This is a genomic window from Erwinia sp. PsM31 (genome assembly GCF_030433775.1).
In the GTDB taxonomy this organism is placed as follows: Bacteria; Pseudomonadota; Gammaproteobacteria; order Enterobacterales; family Enterobacteriaceae; genus Erwinia; species Erwinia aeris.
Genome location: NZ_JARUWZ010000003.1, coordinates 1 through 15,547, shown reverse-complemented (window position 1 = coordinate 15,547; position 15,547 = coordinate 1). Strand labels below are relative to the sequence as shown.

The following is a 15,547-nucleotide window of genomic DNA, read 5'->3' as shown; positions in this document are numbered from 1 at the left end:
AATCTTCTCCCTTTTCTAACCGAGGTAAGTCATGGCAATTCAGGGTATTGAGAGCGTAATGCAGCAGCTGCAGACCGCAGCGATTCAGGCAAGCGGTAAGCAGACCGATGCGGCCAGCCACGCAGATTTCGCAGACGCGATGAAAGTTGCGCTGAACAAAATCAGCGATACGCAAACTGAAGCACGTACGCAGGCGCAGGATTTTGAGTTGGGTAAACCCGGCGTGAACCTGAATGACGTTATGATCGATATGCAGAAGGCATCGCTTTCTATGCAGATGGGCATTCAGGTGCGCAACAAGCTGGTCAATGCCTACTCCGAAGTGATGAATATGCAGGTATAGTCCGCCAGCCTTCTGGTTTAAAACCGCTTATTACCGCCGTATTTTGCGCCAGGGCCATACGCAGGCCTGGGCGCCAACGTTTCTGGGGTAGGGCCATCGCGCCATTGCGCATCTGGCTGGCTTACGGATGCCAGCAGCAGCTTTGCCGGGCGAATGCCGTGGCCTGCCGGCTTAAGGGCTGAAGTAGTGAATAAAAGCAGGTAAAAGCTGCACCAGAAAAATGGCACTTACCACCCATAAAATAATGCTTTGTTTCGCTTCGCTGACGTCTGCCCGTGTGGCATAGCTGGCCTTGATGACCGCCACGTCTGTCCGGACGATGTACATATCTTCTTCCAGTTTTTTGATTCGGTTAAGCATCCTTTCTTCTCCGCTGATCTGGCCGTCATGAGGCTGGTTTAACGCCGGGAACGGCAAGCTGACTGTTTTCTTTACTTGCCTTCGCATAAGTTACGCTCCCTTGCCATACTGCTTTTGGCATCCGTTGTAACGGTCTGTCCTGACTTTTCTCTGACTTCGTTTTGTATCCTAAGCCTGTTGCCGAAAGGCTGTCACCGACAACTTCTTTCAGATCTGACGTTTATTCCAAAAAATAAAATCTCTTACAGCCGACTTGCAGAAGAATGCATAACCCTTCGCAAAACGGGAGCAAAAAATCGTTATAGCGGCGTCAGATAGCGCTTACCAGAAGGGCAGAACAGGACATTTATGCAGCATGTTGGCAAAGCGTTTAGCGGCGTCGGGCAAAAATAGGGACTTCATCAAATCATTAAGGCAGGCTTTTAATGGAAACGTTGATTGGCTCAGCTCTGATTTTTTTTACCCTGCTTCTGGTTACGTACGGTAGCCGGAAACGGGTCGCAAAAAACACCACGGTAAAATCCCCCGCAAAGAATTGATAAACAAGATTTGACTGTTTCTGAGTGTGAAAGGCGTAAGGCTTGACAAGGGGGTGGTACGACTACGCTATCCGGATTATGTCTACCGGAGTAAATGCCTCTTGAGTTTAGTCTTAATGTCGGCAAAAGGCCTTAAAGGCCGTGAATATATCAAGGATCCGCAGGATCCGGGCTGCTATGACGGCAGCCCGCTTCAGAGCCGCTGTCGAGCGACTGACACCGTTACGGCACGCTACCAGGGTGACAGGACGTTAATGGATAAAAATGCTGTGACAGCGCTGTGATGGCGTTTTAGCAGGCGTATCCATATCAGAAGCGGCTTTAAGAACTTCACCAACGTCAACGAAGCAGTTTGACGGAATAAATAATCGCATTTATTGATGTGGAACGGGTGTTAGATTCGACAGAGACGGCAGGGAGTGTTAGGCTGGAGCTTCAATTTCGTAAAACTAAGGCTACTTATTCCTCCTATCAAATTCAGATGTCCGACATGCCACGGATGTCAGTACCGCTTCTCGCTCCACAGTATCACGCCTAAAAATCCTCACGGCGCTAACTGCATCTTCTGCAAAGCCACCATGACGGTTAGCTACAAAGCTTTCGCCAGCTAGTCTATCGCCCCAAAAAAGTTTTTTTCCGGCCTGTCACGCTGCTAACGCCGATCGGGCCTGATTTTCCGTCGGCCTGCGCGCATTTTACTGCGCAGACCTGCACTGTTGCGCCCTGCGACAGTACGGGGGAACGGTGGGAAGGGGAGAACGACCTTTAAAACCGTACCAGCCGCTATGAAAAAAACTTGCCTGCCCGGTAAAAGAAATAATACTGTATATAAAACCAGTATAAATTACAGGAGCAGGCCATTGTGTCACTTGTGTACCGCCTTCAGCACCCTCAAACTGCAGCCCGCCAACGTTCGCGTTATCCGCCGGGCAAGCTGTTCTTCCTGCGCCAACACCTTCTGCATCTCGGCACGTCTGGCCTTATAACGGCTCTTGCTGGTGCCGGCAGGACGGGACTTTTTCCAGATGATAATGGTCATAAACAACCCTCCGGTTACGGGCAAATTAGTCGATTTCCCAGCGACTTAAACAAGGCGATGAGGAATGTTAAGTGGGGGGAATTTGTCCACCTTAAAAAACAATAGCCATAGTTATTATTAATATCAATAGGTATTGCAAGTATAACTTTTGTTATTAGCTTAAGTTGTTGTTTTTGTTTGCTTAATTATTTTATTAACGCTTTTTTTACGTATTATTCTGGCGATGTTATTAAAAGCTTTACTAATCTATTCAGTTGAATCAATGCGCCAAAGCCTCTGCGCAGATTAACTGTTACAGAGGATGGGTTTTCGCGAGGATAAGCTGATGATATCTGTGCTGCACAGAGTGTCTGGGGGGCGTTACAAAGAAACCATTCTGCCAGGGCAGGATGTCAGTAACTATCGCCTTAAATCACGGATTAGAAAGATCGCTACGCCAATCAGTTCTGACTCATCGGAGAGTTCTACGGCGGGCAATCGGGGATCGTCCACGGTTAAAAAACCATTGGAGGGGCCTTCCAGATAGCGATAAACCGAGATGCGTGAACTCACCCTGGCCATGACCAAATCTCCAGATTCGGGTGGTACGTCGGTATCGACAATAACGATGCTGCCGGTAGTGGCTTCCGCGCAGCCACTGTTCCTGTCAAGAATGTAGGCGCGCCAGGTCTTCTTCGCCTTTACTCCATTGGGCGAAGAGACTATTTCCCCTGTTTTCCCTTCCGGTCCCCAGACCGGAATCGTCGATCCACTTTTTACTTTATCAATAGCGCTCAGCCCAGCGTTGCCGCGCATCTCTCCTTCGCCGCTGGCCAGCCATTGCACATTAACATCCAGCGCTCTGGCAATATCGACCAGTTTGCGCGACCCTTCGGCCTCTCCCTTGGTCAGACGCCAGATCGTAGGTTGTGATACGCCCGATGCTTTAGCTAAAGCACCCTGGGTGATCCCCATCATGGTCATAGCCATGTTCAGTCGGTAGGCGAGTGTATTCGGTTTCATATACCAGAATTTATAGCGACGCGTATTTTTCGTCAAACACGCTTTGCTATTGGCAGGTTTAATAACCTATGCTATTAATTAAGGTGTGTTGATACTTAAGCGGATAAAAGTTCTTCCTTCAGGCTATCAGTTTCAGCACGCCCGCTCTTTGACAATCAGGCCGTCCAGCCTAACCGCTGGCAACCCATTTGACCCAGGGAAAACAAGCGAAGCGGCAGCGCCGCACGCAAAAAAACAGTACCGTTTTGAAATTAGCAGGTGTTAAGAGAAAGTGTGGGAAACTTCATTTTTTCTTCTGCTTTACTCACTCTGAGGGGGTCAAGATGCGAGACATGAAACGCTTGCTGGAAAAATGGGGAGGCTGGGCGGCGACGGAACAGAGCGGCGTCAGCTATTCACACATCGCCGCCGGATTCCGCGGATTGATTACCGCCGCGCCTTCCGATCGTCCTACCTGTAGTGATAACGACGGCATGATCCTTGATAGCTGCATCAGCAGACTGAAAATTAATCATCCTGACGAACATGCGCTGCTGGTGGCGCACTATCACTATCGGATCTCACTGCGCTCTATTGCGCGCCGTCGTCGCTGTGCGGACGGCACCATTCGTAAACAGCTGCAAACCGCCGAGGGCTTTGTTGAAGGCGTGCTGAGCGCGCTGGAGGTAGAGCTGGAGTGCGAAAAATAATTTTCGCCTCGTTACGGGCCTAAATATTTTATTTCCTTTAAAAAATTCCTTTAACTTTAAATATCTTTTCCTATAGCTTGAAAATTTTTTTAAGAAAAATTGGTTGCGTACGCAATTTCGGTTCTAGTGTGTTAGAAAGGCAATTTAAACCGCCTGCATAAATATAAAATTCATTTTCACCGGGGAAAGGTCCTTATCCATTCCGCTACGGCGGCTTATTCGATGAAGGGGTGAAAAATGAGTAAGATAATTCAAATTTTGGCCTATGAAGAAGGCTATAAAGAGAAGCCATATATCGATACTGAAGGCTACCCAACGGTGGGGTGCGGTATTCTCATTGGCCCCAAAGAGGCGCCGCTGAAATATTATTCATTCACCGTTCCGCGTGAGGTCGGCGATGTATGGATGCAAAAAATAATTAACGACAAAATAAAGGAAATGAATAACAGACCGGTATTAGTAGCCGCGCTCAAAGAGTGCAACGAAGCTCGCGCTGATGTGCTTTACAGTATGGCTTATCAGCTTGGCATCGACGGGCTGGCCGCGTTTAAAAATACGCTGGTCATGATTTCCAATAAAAACTTTTCAGGCGCGGCGGAAGGAATGCTGAGCAGCCTCTGGGCAAAACAGACGCCTGCCCGAGCGAAGCGTCATGCAGAGGCTATGCGCAGCGGAACTTATGATGCGTGGCAGGGGGCGTTATGAAATTTATCCTCTTTATTCTTATTGTGATGGCGATCGGGTTTATCGTCTGGTGGAGCAGTAAACACGGCAACATCCAGCTGGTAGCCCACGCTAAGCTCCTGTTCAAAACCTGGTCTGTCTGGCTGGCCTCCGCCGGCTCGGCCATCGGCGCCTGGGTGCAGTCCTTCCCGGATTCCGCTTCCAGCGCGTGGAACGGCCTGCCTGAGGATGTAAAAACGGTTATTCCGCAGCATTTTCTGGGCTTCCTGGCCTCTTTTATGGTCGCGATGGCGGTAATCGCCCAGTTTATCCGACAGAAAAAATTAGCGGCGGAAAAAGGGCAGCTGGCCGCCGGGCCAACGGCGGAAATAAGGCCAATTCGGGTGCCGGTCGCTAACCCGCTAACCGCGGTTACGGCGCCGGCTATGGCTTCCGGCTCGGTGATGCCAGAGATATTAGCAATGCCAATGGCAGCAGCATCGGGGATGGGATCCTCCTCGGCCATGATGTCGGTCGTGACGTCAGAGCAAACCCCCGTGCCCGGCAGGCCGGTTACGCCGGAAACGACGACGCCGCCTGACGCAACGACGCCGTCTGACGCAGCACCTGCGGCATCTGATTCAACGCCTGCGGCACCGGTATCAACGCCCGTGGCACCTGAGGTTTCAGTCGTGACATCGGAGCAAACTCCGGTGCCCGGCAGACCGGTCACGTCGGAAACGACAACGACGCCTGACACAGCGCCTGCGGAATCTGATTCAACGCCTGCGGCACCGGTATCAACGCCCGTGGCGCCTGAGGTTTCAGTCGTGACATCGGAGCAAACCCCGGTGCCCGGCAGGCCGGTTACGCCGGAAACGACGCAGCCTGACGCAACGACGCAGCCTGACGCAACGACGCAGCCTGACGCAACGACGCCGCCTGACGCAGCGCCTGGGGACTCTGATTCAGCGCCCGCCGCGCCGATATCAACGCCCGTGGCACCTGAGGTTTCAGTCGTGACATCGGAGCAAACTCCGGTGCCCGGCAGACCGGTTACGCCGGAAACGACAACGACGCCTGACGCAGCACCTGCGGAATCTGACACAACGACGCCGCCTGACGCAGCGCCTGCGGAATCTGACTCAACGCCTGCGGCACCAGTATCAACGCCCGTGGCGCCTGAGGTGTCAGTCGTGACGTCGGAGCAAACCGCGGTACCCGGCAGGCCGGTCACGCCGGAAACGACGGCACCTGACGCAACGACGCCATCTGACCCGGCACCTGCGGACTCTGACGCAACGCCCGTAGCGCCGGTATCAACGCCCGTAGCGCCTGAAGTTTCGGTAGTAACGTCGGATCAAACTGCCGTAGCCGGCAGGCCAGGCGGTTCGCATACGGCGGCAGCACCTGCTTCAGCCCCTGTGGCACCGGAAACGCAGCCTAAACCGGGAGAGAAATCATGACAAGTTTCCTCGCCTTATTTAACGGGAGCTGGCATGTCCTTGCCGGGATCGGCGTAGTAATCGCGGCAGTCGTGGCCAGCTGGTTCGGCGGTAAAAAAACCGGCAAGGTGCAGGAGAAAGCGAAAGCGGACGTTCAGGCCGCAAAGGTTGAAAGCGCGCAAATTTCCGCCGTTGCTGAAAAGCAGGCAAAAAATAGCGAGGAAGCCAAAAATGTTCAGGCCGCTAATAATGCTCTTAATGACGACGACGCTCGTCGCAAGCTGCGCGAGTCGCAATACAACGACAAACAGCCCTAGGCTAATTGTGGATTCATCCTGTACGTTTTTCTCACCTATTAAAACATACGGGGAAGACTGGAAACTCATGGACATCAGGACAGTGAAGGAAATAAATGTGCACAATGATATGTGGAATAAACTCTGCACAAATAAAAAGGACACTAATCGCCCTCCAGGGGAAGGAGCAGGCGGGAAATAATAAAGGCTAAATCTGTTTAACTATTCTTTTATTCACTACAGGCAATTTGCACCTGCTTATTGTCGCGGAGGTTATTATGATTGAAGTTAACTCTTTTGCTGAACTGAAAACAACTGCGCCATCCAAAACCGGCGAGCTGGCTATCCTGCGTCGTTATTATAATAACGACAACTACTATCGCGGCGGCGGTAATTTCGTGGGCTACGTTACCACTTCTTTGCCGGCAGATAATGGCGGTACCATTGCGGTCGGAAACGGATTCTACTGGCGCCGCGTGGTGGACGATCCGGATGAGGTAAACCTGTTCCATTTCGGCGCACGCGGTGATGGCGCTAACGACGATACTACGCCGGTTAAAAACATGCTGAACTGGGCACAGACGTATAACACCAGTATGCGTGATATCGCCGTACGCTTCCCGGCGGGTAAATTTCTGGTTAAGCCCATTGATATTTCAGCAAGTGAGACGGCGTTCTTCTATCTCTACGGGGATCATAACCCGCACGGCGCCATCCCCCGTACCACCATTATTTCCGATAAGTCATCATCGCCGGTATTCAAGGTTAAATCGCGGCGTGTCACCATTGAAGGTATCTGCTGGGATGGTCAGACGGCGGCTGATGTTAAAACCAATACGGGGGCGATTACGGCGGCGATGTGTTCCAACACGCAGCCGTTCTTTGAAAATACCATCGTGGCGGGCGAATCCGTACTGATTGACGGTTTCCGCGCGCAGTACTGCGGCGGTACGGTTATCAAGCTGCTGGATACGTTGGATACCAAGTTTAACCAGGTTTATACCACCACCACCTACGGCCGGATTTTTGACGTCAACTATTCCGGCACGGCGGCGGGTTCGTGGGATCACTCAACGGCAATTGAGCTGACGAATGCGAACTTCCAGTACGGCTATGGCGAAGCGACGCTGTGGATGCCGCGCGTGACCCAGGGGTTGATCAACAACGTCTGGATCGAACATACCCGCTTCCCCGGCAACTTAAGTGACGGGCAGTGGATTGTCGATGCGCTGAGCGTGGAGGATTGCGCCAACAAGCTGAATATGACCAACAGCCGCGTGCAGATGCGTCAGCTTAACCTGCAAAGCGGCAGCGCGCTGGACCTGACCTTTGATGATAAAAGCCGCTGGCTGTCCGCCTTTGAGTACGGCTGGCGCCGCGATGAAAACTACGGTATCTCGCTCAACGGTTCGATTCGTCCCGGCTGGTACTCCGGCTATCGGGTGACGAACAATACCAGCACCGATAAGTGGTTCAATCTGGGATTAATTAACTTCCCGAAAGATAACCTGCAATGGGTTTTTGAGATTATCGGCAAGCTAAGTACGGAAGCGTTGGATAAAACGCTGGGCAATCCGATCACCTCAACCAACTCCTGTATGACCTGGCTGAATATTTCGCGCTGCTGGAACGGTATTTATGGCGATATGCAGCACAAAGGCTTGCCGTCCGTGCTGGAGGCCAAAATCAACCGTGTTGGGATGACCGTTGCGGAAGTCTTTATCAAGGTGAAAGCCAACAGCGGCGATACCTCGTTCAGCCTGCGGGCGACGGGCCCAAGCCGCTTTGATTCCGGCGAGTGCTGTTACTACCGACCCAGTCTGGCAGAAGCCGATGCCAGCGTCGTAGGGACAACGGTGGTCAACGCCAGGATGAGCCTGCACAACGGACTGGCAGGGATTGGCGCCAATGAAAAAGGCGTGCTGACGATAGCTACCGCTACCGCTACAGCACCTTCGACCACGACAGTAGCAGGCTATGTCACGGTCAATATTAACGGTACAGACCGTAAAATTGCTTACTATTAGCCGTTAAGGCTTTGGCCGCCAGTGATGGCGGCCTTTTTTTTTACAGCACAACTTCCGGACAGACCCGATTGCGGCCGCTGCTTTTGGCCAGATAGAGCTGTTTATCCGCGCTCTTAATCGCTTCATCCAGCGTTTTAGCATCAACCCGCTCCAGCGAGCTGATACCGATGCTGATCGTCACGCTTAGATCGTCGTCGTTAAGAATAATCGTATGCTGCTCAATGCTCTGCCGCAGCCGGTTGGCGAGCAGAAAAGCGCGAGGCAGCGAAATATCCTCAATTAAAATTAAAAACTCCTCACCCCCCATCCGACTGATAATCGCCGTTTGCTGTAGCGTCTGACGAATACGCTCGACGGTTTGCGCCAGCACATAATCTCCCGCCGCATGTCCAAAAGTGTCGTTGATATTTTTAAAGCGATCGATATCCACCACAAAAGCCGCACCGTTAAAGTTATGATCCCTGCGCGCCATCAAAGCGTCGAGCCTGGCGGCCAGACCGCTGCGGGTCAGCGCGCCGGTAAGCAGATCGTAATCGGCCCGTCGGGTAATGCGCGCCACCAGCTTTTTATTGGCGGTAGCGCTAAGGGCGACGATCAGCGGACTGACCGTCATCGCCGCTACGCCCAGCCGCGCCGAAGCAAGACTATCGATCAGAAAGAAATCGTCTCTGCCCTGAATCGTTAATACGTTGCTGGCGACCAGGATAATTTCAGTGATGCCCGTGATAAGCGTCAGCAGACAGGTGATAAAAAGCGGATAGCTGACCGCGCACCACATCAGCGCCGGGAGGGGAAAAATCAGGCTGCCGCCGCCGCCCACGCTAATGCCGGCGGCGATGGATACGCCCAGCGAAATCAGCGGCAGCGGCGAAACCTGACGGCACTCCCTCAGCAGCTCGTTGATTTCATCGCTGCGGGGCAAGGTAATCATGACCGGCAACAGCAGAATAGAAGTGGATACCTGCTCGCAAAACCAGGAAATCCAGCCCTGCACCAAATCGTCATGAAAATAGTGCTGGCTGGCGACCGAGCCGATAACCGCGCATACCGCTGCGCCCACGACAGAAGCCGGAAAAACGCGGTTCAGCGCCTGCAGGCGGCGTGACGTAGTGCTGCCGGTTAGCAGGACGCCAAGGCCGGTGACGATAAAAGAGAGGTTGGCCGCGTCCATGCCCATTGAGGCAGCGACATGCGTGCCAAAAGCGATATCCGCAGTCACCAGCCCAACGTAAATAGCCGGAAAAGTCAGGGCCGAGCTAAGCTGGGGAAAACGGACCAGCAGACCCAGCAGCATCGCGTTGCAGGGCCAGAAAAGAGAAAGCGCGGCGTTAGTGCGGCAGTAAAGCCCCAGCATTGCCATACAAAGAGTGATAAAAAATAGCAGAATAACCAGGTTGATTTTATATTTACTTAATGGCATTTCGGTGGCTCAAATTTTATTTAAGGCAATGCCGCAAACGTGGCCTGCGCTTATACTTCCAGCTATCACAGTTGGTTTTCTGACTTTAGTATTCTTAATAATTTCTTATGATTCAAACAGGTAAAGCAGATAATGCCCCTGGTCGCGACAAGGCAATAAAGTCAGGCTTATTTATCCAGGCGGAAAAGCGCGTAAAGAATATCCTTATAATTTGCTGTTTTCAATCTCCTGAAAAATTAATCATCCTGTCGCGATCTATCACGAGATACAGGCGTTAAGGCTATATATACCGTAAAAAAGTGCGCTTTACGCATTATTATTCACTGCGCTTTTCTGTTTGAGAGCATTCTCACCGGGGTCGGTCCTGAAGTTGCGTTTATCCGGCGCAACAGAGGGATTACGCCGGAAAAAAGCAGGATAAACAGCTACAGCTCGTTTTTAATGCAGAATTCTTCCCAGCTCATGCCGAGCGCTTCGGCGTGCTGGCGCAGGTAGGCTTCGATAGCCTGAGCCGCTACGGCTTTATCCGGCTCGGCCAGCTGGATGGCGAACAACATGCCATCCAGCTTTTTTTCACGCGTAAACGCAGCATAGGCGCGATCGGTTTGCATACGCTGTAAGGCCGGTAACGACATGCCGAGCGTCTCTGCGTCCTGCTGGCTCAGCGCGGCGATACCGGCTTTGATTTCCGGGTGCGCTTCCAGAAAAAGCGCGGTGGCGGCGGCGTAATACTCTTCAATGGTTTTCATAGCGGGGTCCGGCAAAAAAATGATGCGCCAGTTTACACGTCCGGCGTCTTTTCAGCATCTGCTGTTGAAAAGCGCGTAGGGCAGGGCGAGACAGCTTGAATTGTACGGGTAAAAAATTATAACGTAGCGCCTGGCTGAAGAATCAGGAACTGAACATGAAAAAGTGGATTTTAGCGGCCGCTGCCGTCGCGATGACTGGCTGTGCGCAAATACCTAATTACCAGAGCGCGATTAAAACGCCGCCGCCTGCAAACCTGGTTGGTAACTGGCAGACGATGGGGCCGCAGAAGGGGCTGGTCAGCAAAGAGGCAAAAGCCAGCCTGATCGTTACCGCCGAAGGCGATACGCTGGACTGTCGCCAGTGGCAGCGCGTTATCGCCAAGCCGGGCAAGATTACCCTGTTCTCCGGCGACTGGGTGAATGTAAATAATGAAGTGCGCGTCATGCCGCTGGTGCTGGAAGGACAGGCGCTGCACTACGACAAGCTGGTGATGCAGAAGGTGCAGCAGCCAACCGCCGAGTGTCAGGAAGCGTTAAAACAGGCTACAGAGCAGGCGCAGGCGCAAAAAGTCGCCAAAGCACATAGCAACGGCCGGTCGCATCATAAAGTGATGATGAAAAACGGGAAATCCTGATCCTGAACAAGCCGCGCGCGGCCCGCCGCGCGCGCATTTTTTTAAATATCCAGCACCCAAACGCTGACGCTGCCCGCATTGCAGAAGAAGGTCGCGTTGCCTTCTTCGTCCGAGGTCACCTGCTCTTCACGATGGCCCAGGTAGTCGTGCCATGTTTTACCGGCAAAATCCATGCCCAGCGGCAGCGTTTTCTCGCCCTGTTCGCCGTTTGACATAATCACCACGCAGCCCGCGTGTTCATCCGTGCCGCTGCGCGCGAAAGCCACACAGTTCGGATGATCGAACCATTCGGTCTGGATGCCGTGCGCATGTTCCTGGCGCGCACGCAGCAATGCAGGCAGCTCCGGGATTGCCGGCATATCAATCTGATACTCTTCGCCATCGCCGCCCGTGTCTTTGTAGCTGGTACCAAACAGGTCGGGATAGAAGACGCAGGGTACGCCCTGTTCGCGCAGCAGGATCAGCGCATAGGCCAGCGGTTTAAACCAGGGCTCTACCGGCGCCTCCAGCGACTGGAGCGGCTGGGTATCATGGTTAGCGACAATAGTTACAGCATGCCAGTGATCGTGTTCGACCAGCGTCCCGCTGAAAATCTGGCTGAGGTCGAAGTTGGCGCCCTCGCGGGAGGCGTTGTGGAATCTCATCTGGAGCGGCGCGTCGAACAGCATGGTTTTGCCTTCGACCTGATGAATATAGTTTTGCAGCTTCTCGACCTCGTGCGACCAGTATTCCGCCACGATAAACATCGGCTGCTCTGCCACTTCCTGAATATGATCGATCCACTGCTTATAGAACCAGGCGGGAATGTGCTTGACGGCATCCAGACGAAAGCCGGTGCAGGGCAGCTGCTGCATCATCCAGCGCGCCCAGAACTTCAGTTCTTCGGTAACCGCGCGATTGCGGAAATCGATATTGGCGCCCATAAGATAATCAAAATTGCCCAGCTCGTCGTCAACCTGTTCGTTCCAGCCGTCGCCGGTATAGGCATTGATAATCTTAAAGACGCCGTACTCCTCCGGGTTATCAATGCAGTCCACGCCGTTAAAGCATTTATAATCCCAGGTAAATTTTGAATACTGGCCGCCACGGCCCGGAAACGTAAAACGGGTCCATGCTTCCGCCTCAATCACCTCGTCATCGATCTCTTCCCGGTTTTCAGGGTTAACGCGATTGACCTGCACCTTCTCTTTTTCGTCCGCGCCCATTTTATGGTTGAAGACCACGTCCATAATGACGCCGACCTCATGCTCTCTCAGCGCGTTTGCCGCCGCGATCAGCTGCTCTTTATCGCCATATTTGGTGGCGCGGCTGCCTTTCTGTTCAAATTCCCCAAGGTCAAAAAGATCGTAAGTGGCGTAGCCTACGCCTGTTGCGCCTTCGGAGCTTTTATAGGCTGGTGGCAGCCAGACATCGGTGATCCCCGCCTGCGCCAGCCATTCGGCGCGTTCAGCCACTTCTGGCCACAGCCTGCTTCCTTCGGGGTAATACCAGTGAAAGAACTGTAATAATGTGGGGTTACGCATGCCATTGCTCCAATAGTCATCAGCGGGAAACTGAAGTATGGAAGAGGCGGCGGGAAAAGCGCGGTAAGCGCAGAAATATTTTCCGCTGCGCTTACTGGCTTCATTCGGGACGATTGCCCGAGTGGAATTAAACGCCCTGGGCGTTTTGCGGGAACAGGATCACGCCCGCCATGCCGCCATAGGCTTTATTGACGGTTTTCTGACGGCTGGTCTGGCTAATCAGCTGCGCCAGCTCTGCCTTGCGCGCCTGCAGCAGGTTTTTCACTTCCGCTTCGTTGGCAAGGATATGGCGCAGTACAGGACGTAACTGGTCCTGAGTCTGAGCCGAGACGGGTGTTTGCTGCGTACACTCCGCCAGTTTTCCCACCGCACTGACATAATCGACTTCCATTTCGATCAATTTATCCCACTCGCCTTCTGTTGCCAGACGCAACATTGACTGGCTGAGCACTAAAAGCTGTTGGTAAATCGAGAGCAGATGCGGTGCAATATTCATTAAACGGCGTCCTGAAGAACAGTATTAACAGTAACTTCTTTCCAGGCATCGGCAATGTTGCGCAGCAGATCTTCTACTTCCTGAACGGCAGCGACATCATTCTGCAAATTACCCTGGAGAAGGCGTCTTATCATGTAGTCATAGAGCGCGAGCAGATTGGCAGCCAGCTCGTCGCCGCTTTCATCCACCAGGCCCACTTTCAACCCATTTTCAATAATGTTGATGGCTTTGGAGATGGCGTTGCCTTTGCCTTCAATCTGGCCATCCAGCATAAACAACCGTGCGCGAACCAGGGCGCTAAGCGCCCCGTCGAACAACAGCGTGGTCAGCTGCTGCTGGCTGGCGCCCAGCACGCTGCTTTCCAAACCTACTTTGCGGTAGAGCTGCGCTCCTGAATCTTTATACATATCGTCCCCGGCTTAATTAGCTGGATGAAGTTGAAGAAAACTGCGACGTCAGGTAGGTCGACGTGTTGGTCAGGGAGTTTACGAGCGTACTCAGGTTCGTAAACTGCGTCTTGTACCGGGCCATCGTCGCGTCAATCGAATCGCTCATTTGATCATAGCGATTGCTCAGCGTTTTCAGCGTGGTATTGATGCCATCCTCTGCGTTCTTGATGATGCCTTCTTTACCGACAGTGGTGCTCAGCATCGCGGTTAAGGTGCTGTTCAGCTTGGTCGCGAAACCGGTGGTGCTGCCGTCGCCGATAAAGAACTGGCTGACAGCCTGCGGGTTATTGGTCAGCGCGGCGGTCAGCTTGGTGTCGTCTACGGTCAGCGCGCCGGTAGAACCGTCGCTCTGCACGGTTGGATCGATAGTGATGCCCAGCTGCGCCAGAATCGAGTAGGAACCGCCCTGTACCGTGGTCAGGATCGAGTTCATGCTGTTTTCTACCGCACGAACCGTACTGTCGCCCAGCAGCGCGCCGTTGCTGCTTGCCTGCGTTTCGCCAGCTGAAACGGCGGTATACTTGGTAACCGAAGCAATAGTCGACTTCAGCGAGTTGTAGGCCGTCACAAAAGCATTGATGGTTTTTTTGCTGTCATCAATAGAGCGTGAAACCGTCAGCTTCTCGCCGGAGGCATCGGTGCTGGGAGCGTTCAGGTTCAGCGTAACGCCGGTTAACGCATCGGTAATATTGTTGCTGCTACGCTCAATCGCCACGCCGTTAATGTTGAGTTTGGCGTTTTGAGAGGCGGTCTGCACCGACATATTTTGCGTGCCGGTCGCGCTGGCGCTATAGCCAATCGCGCTTTGCAGCGTATCGTCGCCGGTCACGCTGACGGTCATATCACTGTCGGTGCCGGTAGTCTTCGAGCTGAGCATCAGACGGTAATCGCCGCTGCTGGCTTTAATAATGCTGGCGCTGACGTTGCCGGCGCTTTTGTTAATGGCGTCGGCAATGCCGGACAGCGACGTCTGGCTGTCGGTCAGCGTAATCGTCAGCGGCGTAGTGCTGCCGCCCTGGGCGATGGTCAGCGTACGGCTGTTGCCGCTGGTGGTGCCGCCCAGCGCCGTGCTGTTGCTGCTAAACGAGCCGGACATCAGCGTCTGCGCTTTCGCTATTTGATCAACGTCAACGCTGTAATCGCCGGTTGAGGCCGTTGCGTCGGTAGTAGCGGTAAAGGAAGTATTGGTGCTGGTTACGGCCGTCGCGCTGAAAGCAGACGTCTTGGTCAGCGCCGCCGCCGCCGTTTGCAGCGCGGCCATAGAACTCTGCAGCTTGCTATAAGAGCTGAGCTGGGAATTATAGGTCGTCTGTTGTTTAGTAATCGCGGTCAGTTTTGTCTTCTCAGCGGTTTCTAAACTGGTGTAAAGGGTATCCAGATCAAGGCTGGTACCGACTCCGAGCGAGCTTACACTTGCCATGAGAGATCCTTAAGAATGAGATAGGTGCAAAACACATATCGGCCGCAGAGATAAAAAGTTTACGCCGCAGAAAAAAATTTAATGGGCAGAATAAGAGGGGTATCCGCAGGTAATTAGCCAGATCGTTTCTTCAGGCCGGGGTTACTATAATGAGAGTTGCAGAGTACGTATCGGCCGCGAAACGGCGGTCGGGAAGGGTAGAATAGTCACGATTTTTAATGTTGATTCAACGGGCTAATGGGTTTTTCACTTTTTTTCTAAAGTTCAGATTAACCCAACCGATAACTTCAGTAACGGTGGCAGACGCCGTGAGCGTTAAAAGCTCAGCCTAACAAACTAACTGATTTTGAAGGAAACTATTATGTCCGTTATTAACACTAACATCATGTCGCTGACTACTCAGAACAACCTGAACAAATCACAGGCTTCTCTGAGCACCGCTATCGAGCGTC

17 protein-coding genes and 1 pseudogene are annotated in these 15,547 nt (G+C 52.8%); 9 read left to right on the top strand and 9 right to left on the bottom strand.

Features of this window, described 5'->3' with window-relative positions:
- Nucleotides 1-31: 31 nt before the first annotated feature.
- Entirely contained in the window at nucleotides 32-343 is a 312-nt protein-coding gene (gene fliE / locus QCD69_RS03040) for a flagellar hook-basal body complex protein FliE (protein ID WP_125288006.1), read from the top strand.
- A 171-nt stretch (nucleotides 344-514) separates the two neighbouring features.
- Here the strand turns inward: fliE and QCD69_RS03035 are convergent, their stop codons facing one another.
- Nucleotides 515-703, bottom strand: coding sequence for a hypothetical protein (locus QCD69_RS03035; protein WP_253460476.1), 189 nt, complete (start codon nucleotides 701-703; stop codon nucleotides 515-517).
- A gap of 958 nt (nucleotides 704-1,661) precedes the next feature.
- Here QCD69_RS03035 and ymcF point away from each other — a divergent pair.
- Entirely contained in the window at nucleotides 1,662-1,853 is a 192-nt protein-coding gene (ymcF, locus tag QCD69_RS22860; protein ID WP_367317858.1) for a cold shock small protein YmcF, read from the top strand.
- Nucleotides 1,854-2,107: 254 nt separating this feature from the next.
- Here ymcF and QCD69_RS03030 read toward each other — a convergent pair whose 3' ends face one another.
- A complete protein-coding gene (locus QCD69_RS03030) occupies nucleotides 2,108-2,281 on the bottom strand; it encodes a hypothetical protein (RefSeq protein ID WP_253460480.1) in 174 nt (57 codons plus the stop codon).
- Between the two features lie 399 nt (nucleotides 2,282-2,680).
- A complete protein-coding gene (locus QCD69_RS03025; RefSeq protein ID WP_367317857.1) occupies nucleotides 2,681-3,238 on the bottom strand; it encodes a helix-turn-helix domain-containing protein in 558 nt (185 codons plus the stop codon).
- Nucleotides 3,239-3,606: 368 nt separating this feature from the next.
- On the opposite strand from QCD69_RS03025, the gene QCD69_RS03020 reads away from it, so the two are divergent.
- The 5 genes from QCD69_RS03020 to QCD69_RS03000 all read left to right on the top strand — a co-directional run bounded on the left by QCD69_RS03020 (nucleotide 3,607) and on the right by QCD69_RS03000 (nucleotide 8,403).
- Nucleotides 3,607-3,972 carry an antiterminator Q family protein gene (locus tag QCD69_RS03020; protein ID WP_253460486.1) on the top strand — a complete coding sequence of 122 codons (366 nt, stop codon included), beginning with the start codon at nucleotides 3,607-3,609 and terminating at the stop codon, nucleotides 3,970-3,972.
- Nucleotides 3,973-4,209: 237 nt separating this feature from the next.
- Nucleotides 4,210-4,677: a glycoside hydrolase family protein gene (locus tag QCD69_RS03015; protein ID WP_125288002.1), complete on the top strand. Its 468-nt coding sequence runs from the start codon at nucleotides 4,210-4,212 to the stop codon at nucleotides 4,675-4,677.
- On the top strand, nucleotides 4,674-6,101 hold the full coding sequence (locus QCD69_RS22855; protein WP_367317856.1) for a hypothetical protein: 1,428 nt from the start codon (nucleotides 4,674-4,676) through the stop codon (nucleotides 6,099-6,101). Before QCD69_RS03015 ends, QCD69_RS22855 begins: the two co-directional genes overlap by 4 nt.
- Entirely contained in the window at nucleotides 6,098-6,397 is a 300-nt protein-coding gene (locus QCD69_RS03005) for a hypothetical protein (protein ID WP_253460489.1), read from the top strand. The genes QCD69_RS22855 and QCD69_RS03005 overlap by 4 nt, the downstream gene beginning before the upstream one ends.
- A gap of 257 nt (nucleotides 6,398-6,654) precedes the next feature.
- Entirely contained in the window at nucleotides 6,655-8,403 is a 1,749-nt protein-coding gene (locus tag QCD69_RS03000; protein ID WP_253460491.1) for an amylovoran biosynthesis protein AmsF, read from the top strand.
- A 40-nt stretch (nucleotides 8,404-8,443) separates the two neighbouring features.
- Here the strand turns inward: QCD69_RS03000 and QCD69_RS02995 are convergent, their stop codons facing one another.
- Complete coding sequence (locus QCD69_RS02995) at nucleotides 8,444-9,823, bottom strand: GGDEF domain-containing protein (RefSeq protein WP_253460495.1); 1,380 nt, start codon at nucleotides 9,821-9,823, stop codon at nucleotides 8,444-8,446.
- Nucleotides 9,824-10,248: 425 nt separating this feature from the next.
- Complete coding sequence (locus QCD69_RS02990; protein ID WP_253460498.1) at nucleotides 10,249-10,572, bottom strand: DUF6388 family protein; 324 nt, start codon at nucleotides 10,570-10,572, stop codon at nucleotides 10,249-10,251.
- Nucleotides 10,573-10,727: 155 nt separating this feature from the next.
- Here QCD69_RS02990 and yedD point away from each other — a divergent pair, with 155 nt between their 5' ends.
- Complete coding sequence (gene yedD, locus QCD69_RS02985; RefSeq protein ID WP_253460501.1) at nucleotides 10,728-11,207, top strand: lipoprotein YedD; 480 nt, start codon at nucleotides 10,728-10,730, stop codon at nucleotides 11,205-11,207.
- A gap of 41 nt (nucleotides 11,208-11,248) precedes the next feature.
- Here the strand turns inward: yedD and amyA are convergent, their stop codons facing one another.
- From amyA to fliD, 4 genes are all read right to left on the bottom strand, one after another.
- A complete protein-coding gene (gene amyA / locus QCD69_RS02980) occupies nucleotides 11,249-12,730 on the bottom strand; it encodes an alpha-amylase (protein ID WP_253460503.1) in 1,482 nt (493 codons plus the stop codon).
- A 127-nt stretch (nucleotides 12,731-12,857) separates the two neighbouring features.
- Nucleotides 12,858-13,226: a flagella biosynthesis regulatory protein FliT gene (gene fliT, locus QCD69_RS02975; RefSeq protein ID WP_125287995.1), complete on the bottom strand. Its 369-nt coding sequence runs from the start codon at nucleotides 13,224-13,226 to the stop codon at nucleotides 12,858-12,860.
- Nucleotides 13,226-13,633 (bottom strand): flagellar export chaperone FliS, encoded by a 408-nt coding sequence (gene fliS / locus QCD69_RS02970; protein WP_125287994.1) that lies wholly within the window; start codon nucleotides 13,631-13,633, stop codon nucleotides 13,226-13,228. Before fliS ends, fliT begins: the two co-directional genes overlap by 1 nt.
- Before the next feature lie 16 nt (nucleotides 13,634-13,649).
- On the bottom strand, nucleotides 13,650-15,095 hold the full coding sequence (gene fliD, locus QCD69_RS02965; RefSeq protein WP_301250974.1) for a flagellar filament capping protein FliD: 1,446 nt from the start codon (nucleotides 15,093-15,095) through the stop codon (nucleotides 13,650-13,652).
- A gap of 361 nt (nucleotides 15,096-15,456) precedes the next feature.
- On the opposite strand from fliD, the pseudogene QCD69_RS02960 reads away from it, so the two are divergent.
- Nucleotides 15,457-15,547, top strand: a pseudogene (locus QCD69_RS02960) (flagellin FliC); the annotation flags it as partial.

What these genes read in the sequence shown, in the direction of transcription:
- QCD69_RS03025 (WP_367317857.1), bottom strand. Translation starts at nt 3,238, where the DNA reads ATGATGGGGATCACCCAGGGTGCTTTAGCTAAAGCATCGGGCGTATCA.
- fliS (WP_125287994.1), bottom strand. Translation starts at nt 13,633, where the DNA reads ATGTATAAAGATTCAGGAGCGCAGCTCTACCGCAAAGTAGGTTTGGAA.
- yedD (WP_253460501.1), top strand. Translation starts at nt 10,728, where the DNA reads ATGAAAAAGTGGATTTTAGCGGCCGCTGCCGTCGCGATGACTGGCTGT.
- QCD69_RS03020 (WP_253460486.1), top strand. Translation starts at nt 3,607, where the DNA reads ATGCGAGACATGAAACGCTTGCTGGAAAAATGGGGAGGCTGGGCGGCG.
- QCD69_RS02995 (WP_253460495.1), bottom strand. Translation starts at nt 9,823, where the DNA reads ATGCCATTAAGTAAATATAAAATCAACCTGGTTATTCTGCTATTTTTT.
- QCD69_RS02990 (WP_253460498.1), bottom strand. Translation starts at nt 10,572, where the DNA reads ATGAAAACCATTGAAGAGTATTACGCCGCCGCCACCGCGCTTTTTCTG.
- fliE (WP_125288006.1), top strand. Translation starts at nt 32, where the DNA reads ATGGCAATTCAGGGTATTGAGAGCGTAATGCAGCAGCTGCAGACCGCA.
- QCD69_RS03030 (WP_253460480.1), bottom strand. Translation starts at nt 2,281, where the DNA reads ATGACCATTATCATCTGGAAAAAGTCCCGTCCTGCCGGCACCAGCAAG.
- QCD69_RS03035 (WP_253460476.1), bottom strand. Translation starts at nt 703, where the DNA reads ATGCTTAACCGAATCAAAAAACTGGAAGAAGATATGTACATCGTCCGG.
- amyA (WP_253460503.1), bottom strand. Translation starts at nt 12,730, where the DNA reads ATGCGTAACCCCACATTATTACAGTTCTTTCACTGGTATTACCCCGAA.
- fliD (WP_301250974.1), bottom strand. Translation starts at nt 15,095, where the DNA reads ATGGCAAGTGTAAGCTCGCTCGGAGTCGGTACCAGCCTTGATCTGGAT.
- QCD69_RS03015 (WP_125288002.1), top strand. Translation starts at nt 4,210, where the DNA reads ATGAGTAAGATAATTCAAATTTTGGCCTATGAAGAAGGCTATAAAGAG.
- QCD69_RS22855 (WP_367317856.1), top strand. Translation starts at nt 4,674, where the DNA reads ATGAAATTTATCCTCTTTATTCTTATTGTGATGGCGATCGGGTTTATC.
- fliT (WP_125287995.1), bottom strand. Translation starts at nt 13,226, where the DNA reads ATGAATATTGCACCGCATCTGCTCTCGATTTACCAACAGCTTTTAGTG.
- QCD69_RS03005 (WP_253460489.1), top strand. Translation starts at nt 6,098, where the DNA reads ATGACAAGTTTCCTCGCCTTATTTAACGGGAGCTGGCATGTCCTTGCC.
- QCD69_RS03000 (WP_253460491.1), top strand. Translation starts at nt 6,655, where the DNA reads ATGATTGAAGTTAACTCTTTTGCTGAACTGAAAACAACTGCGCCATCC.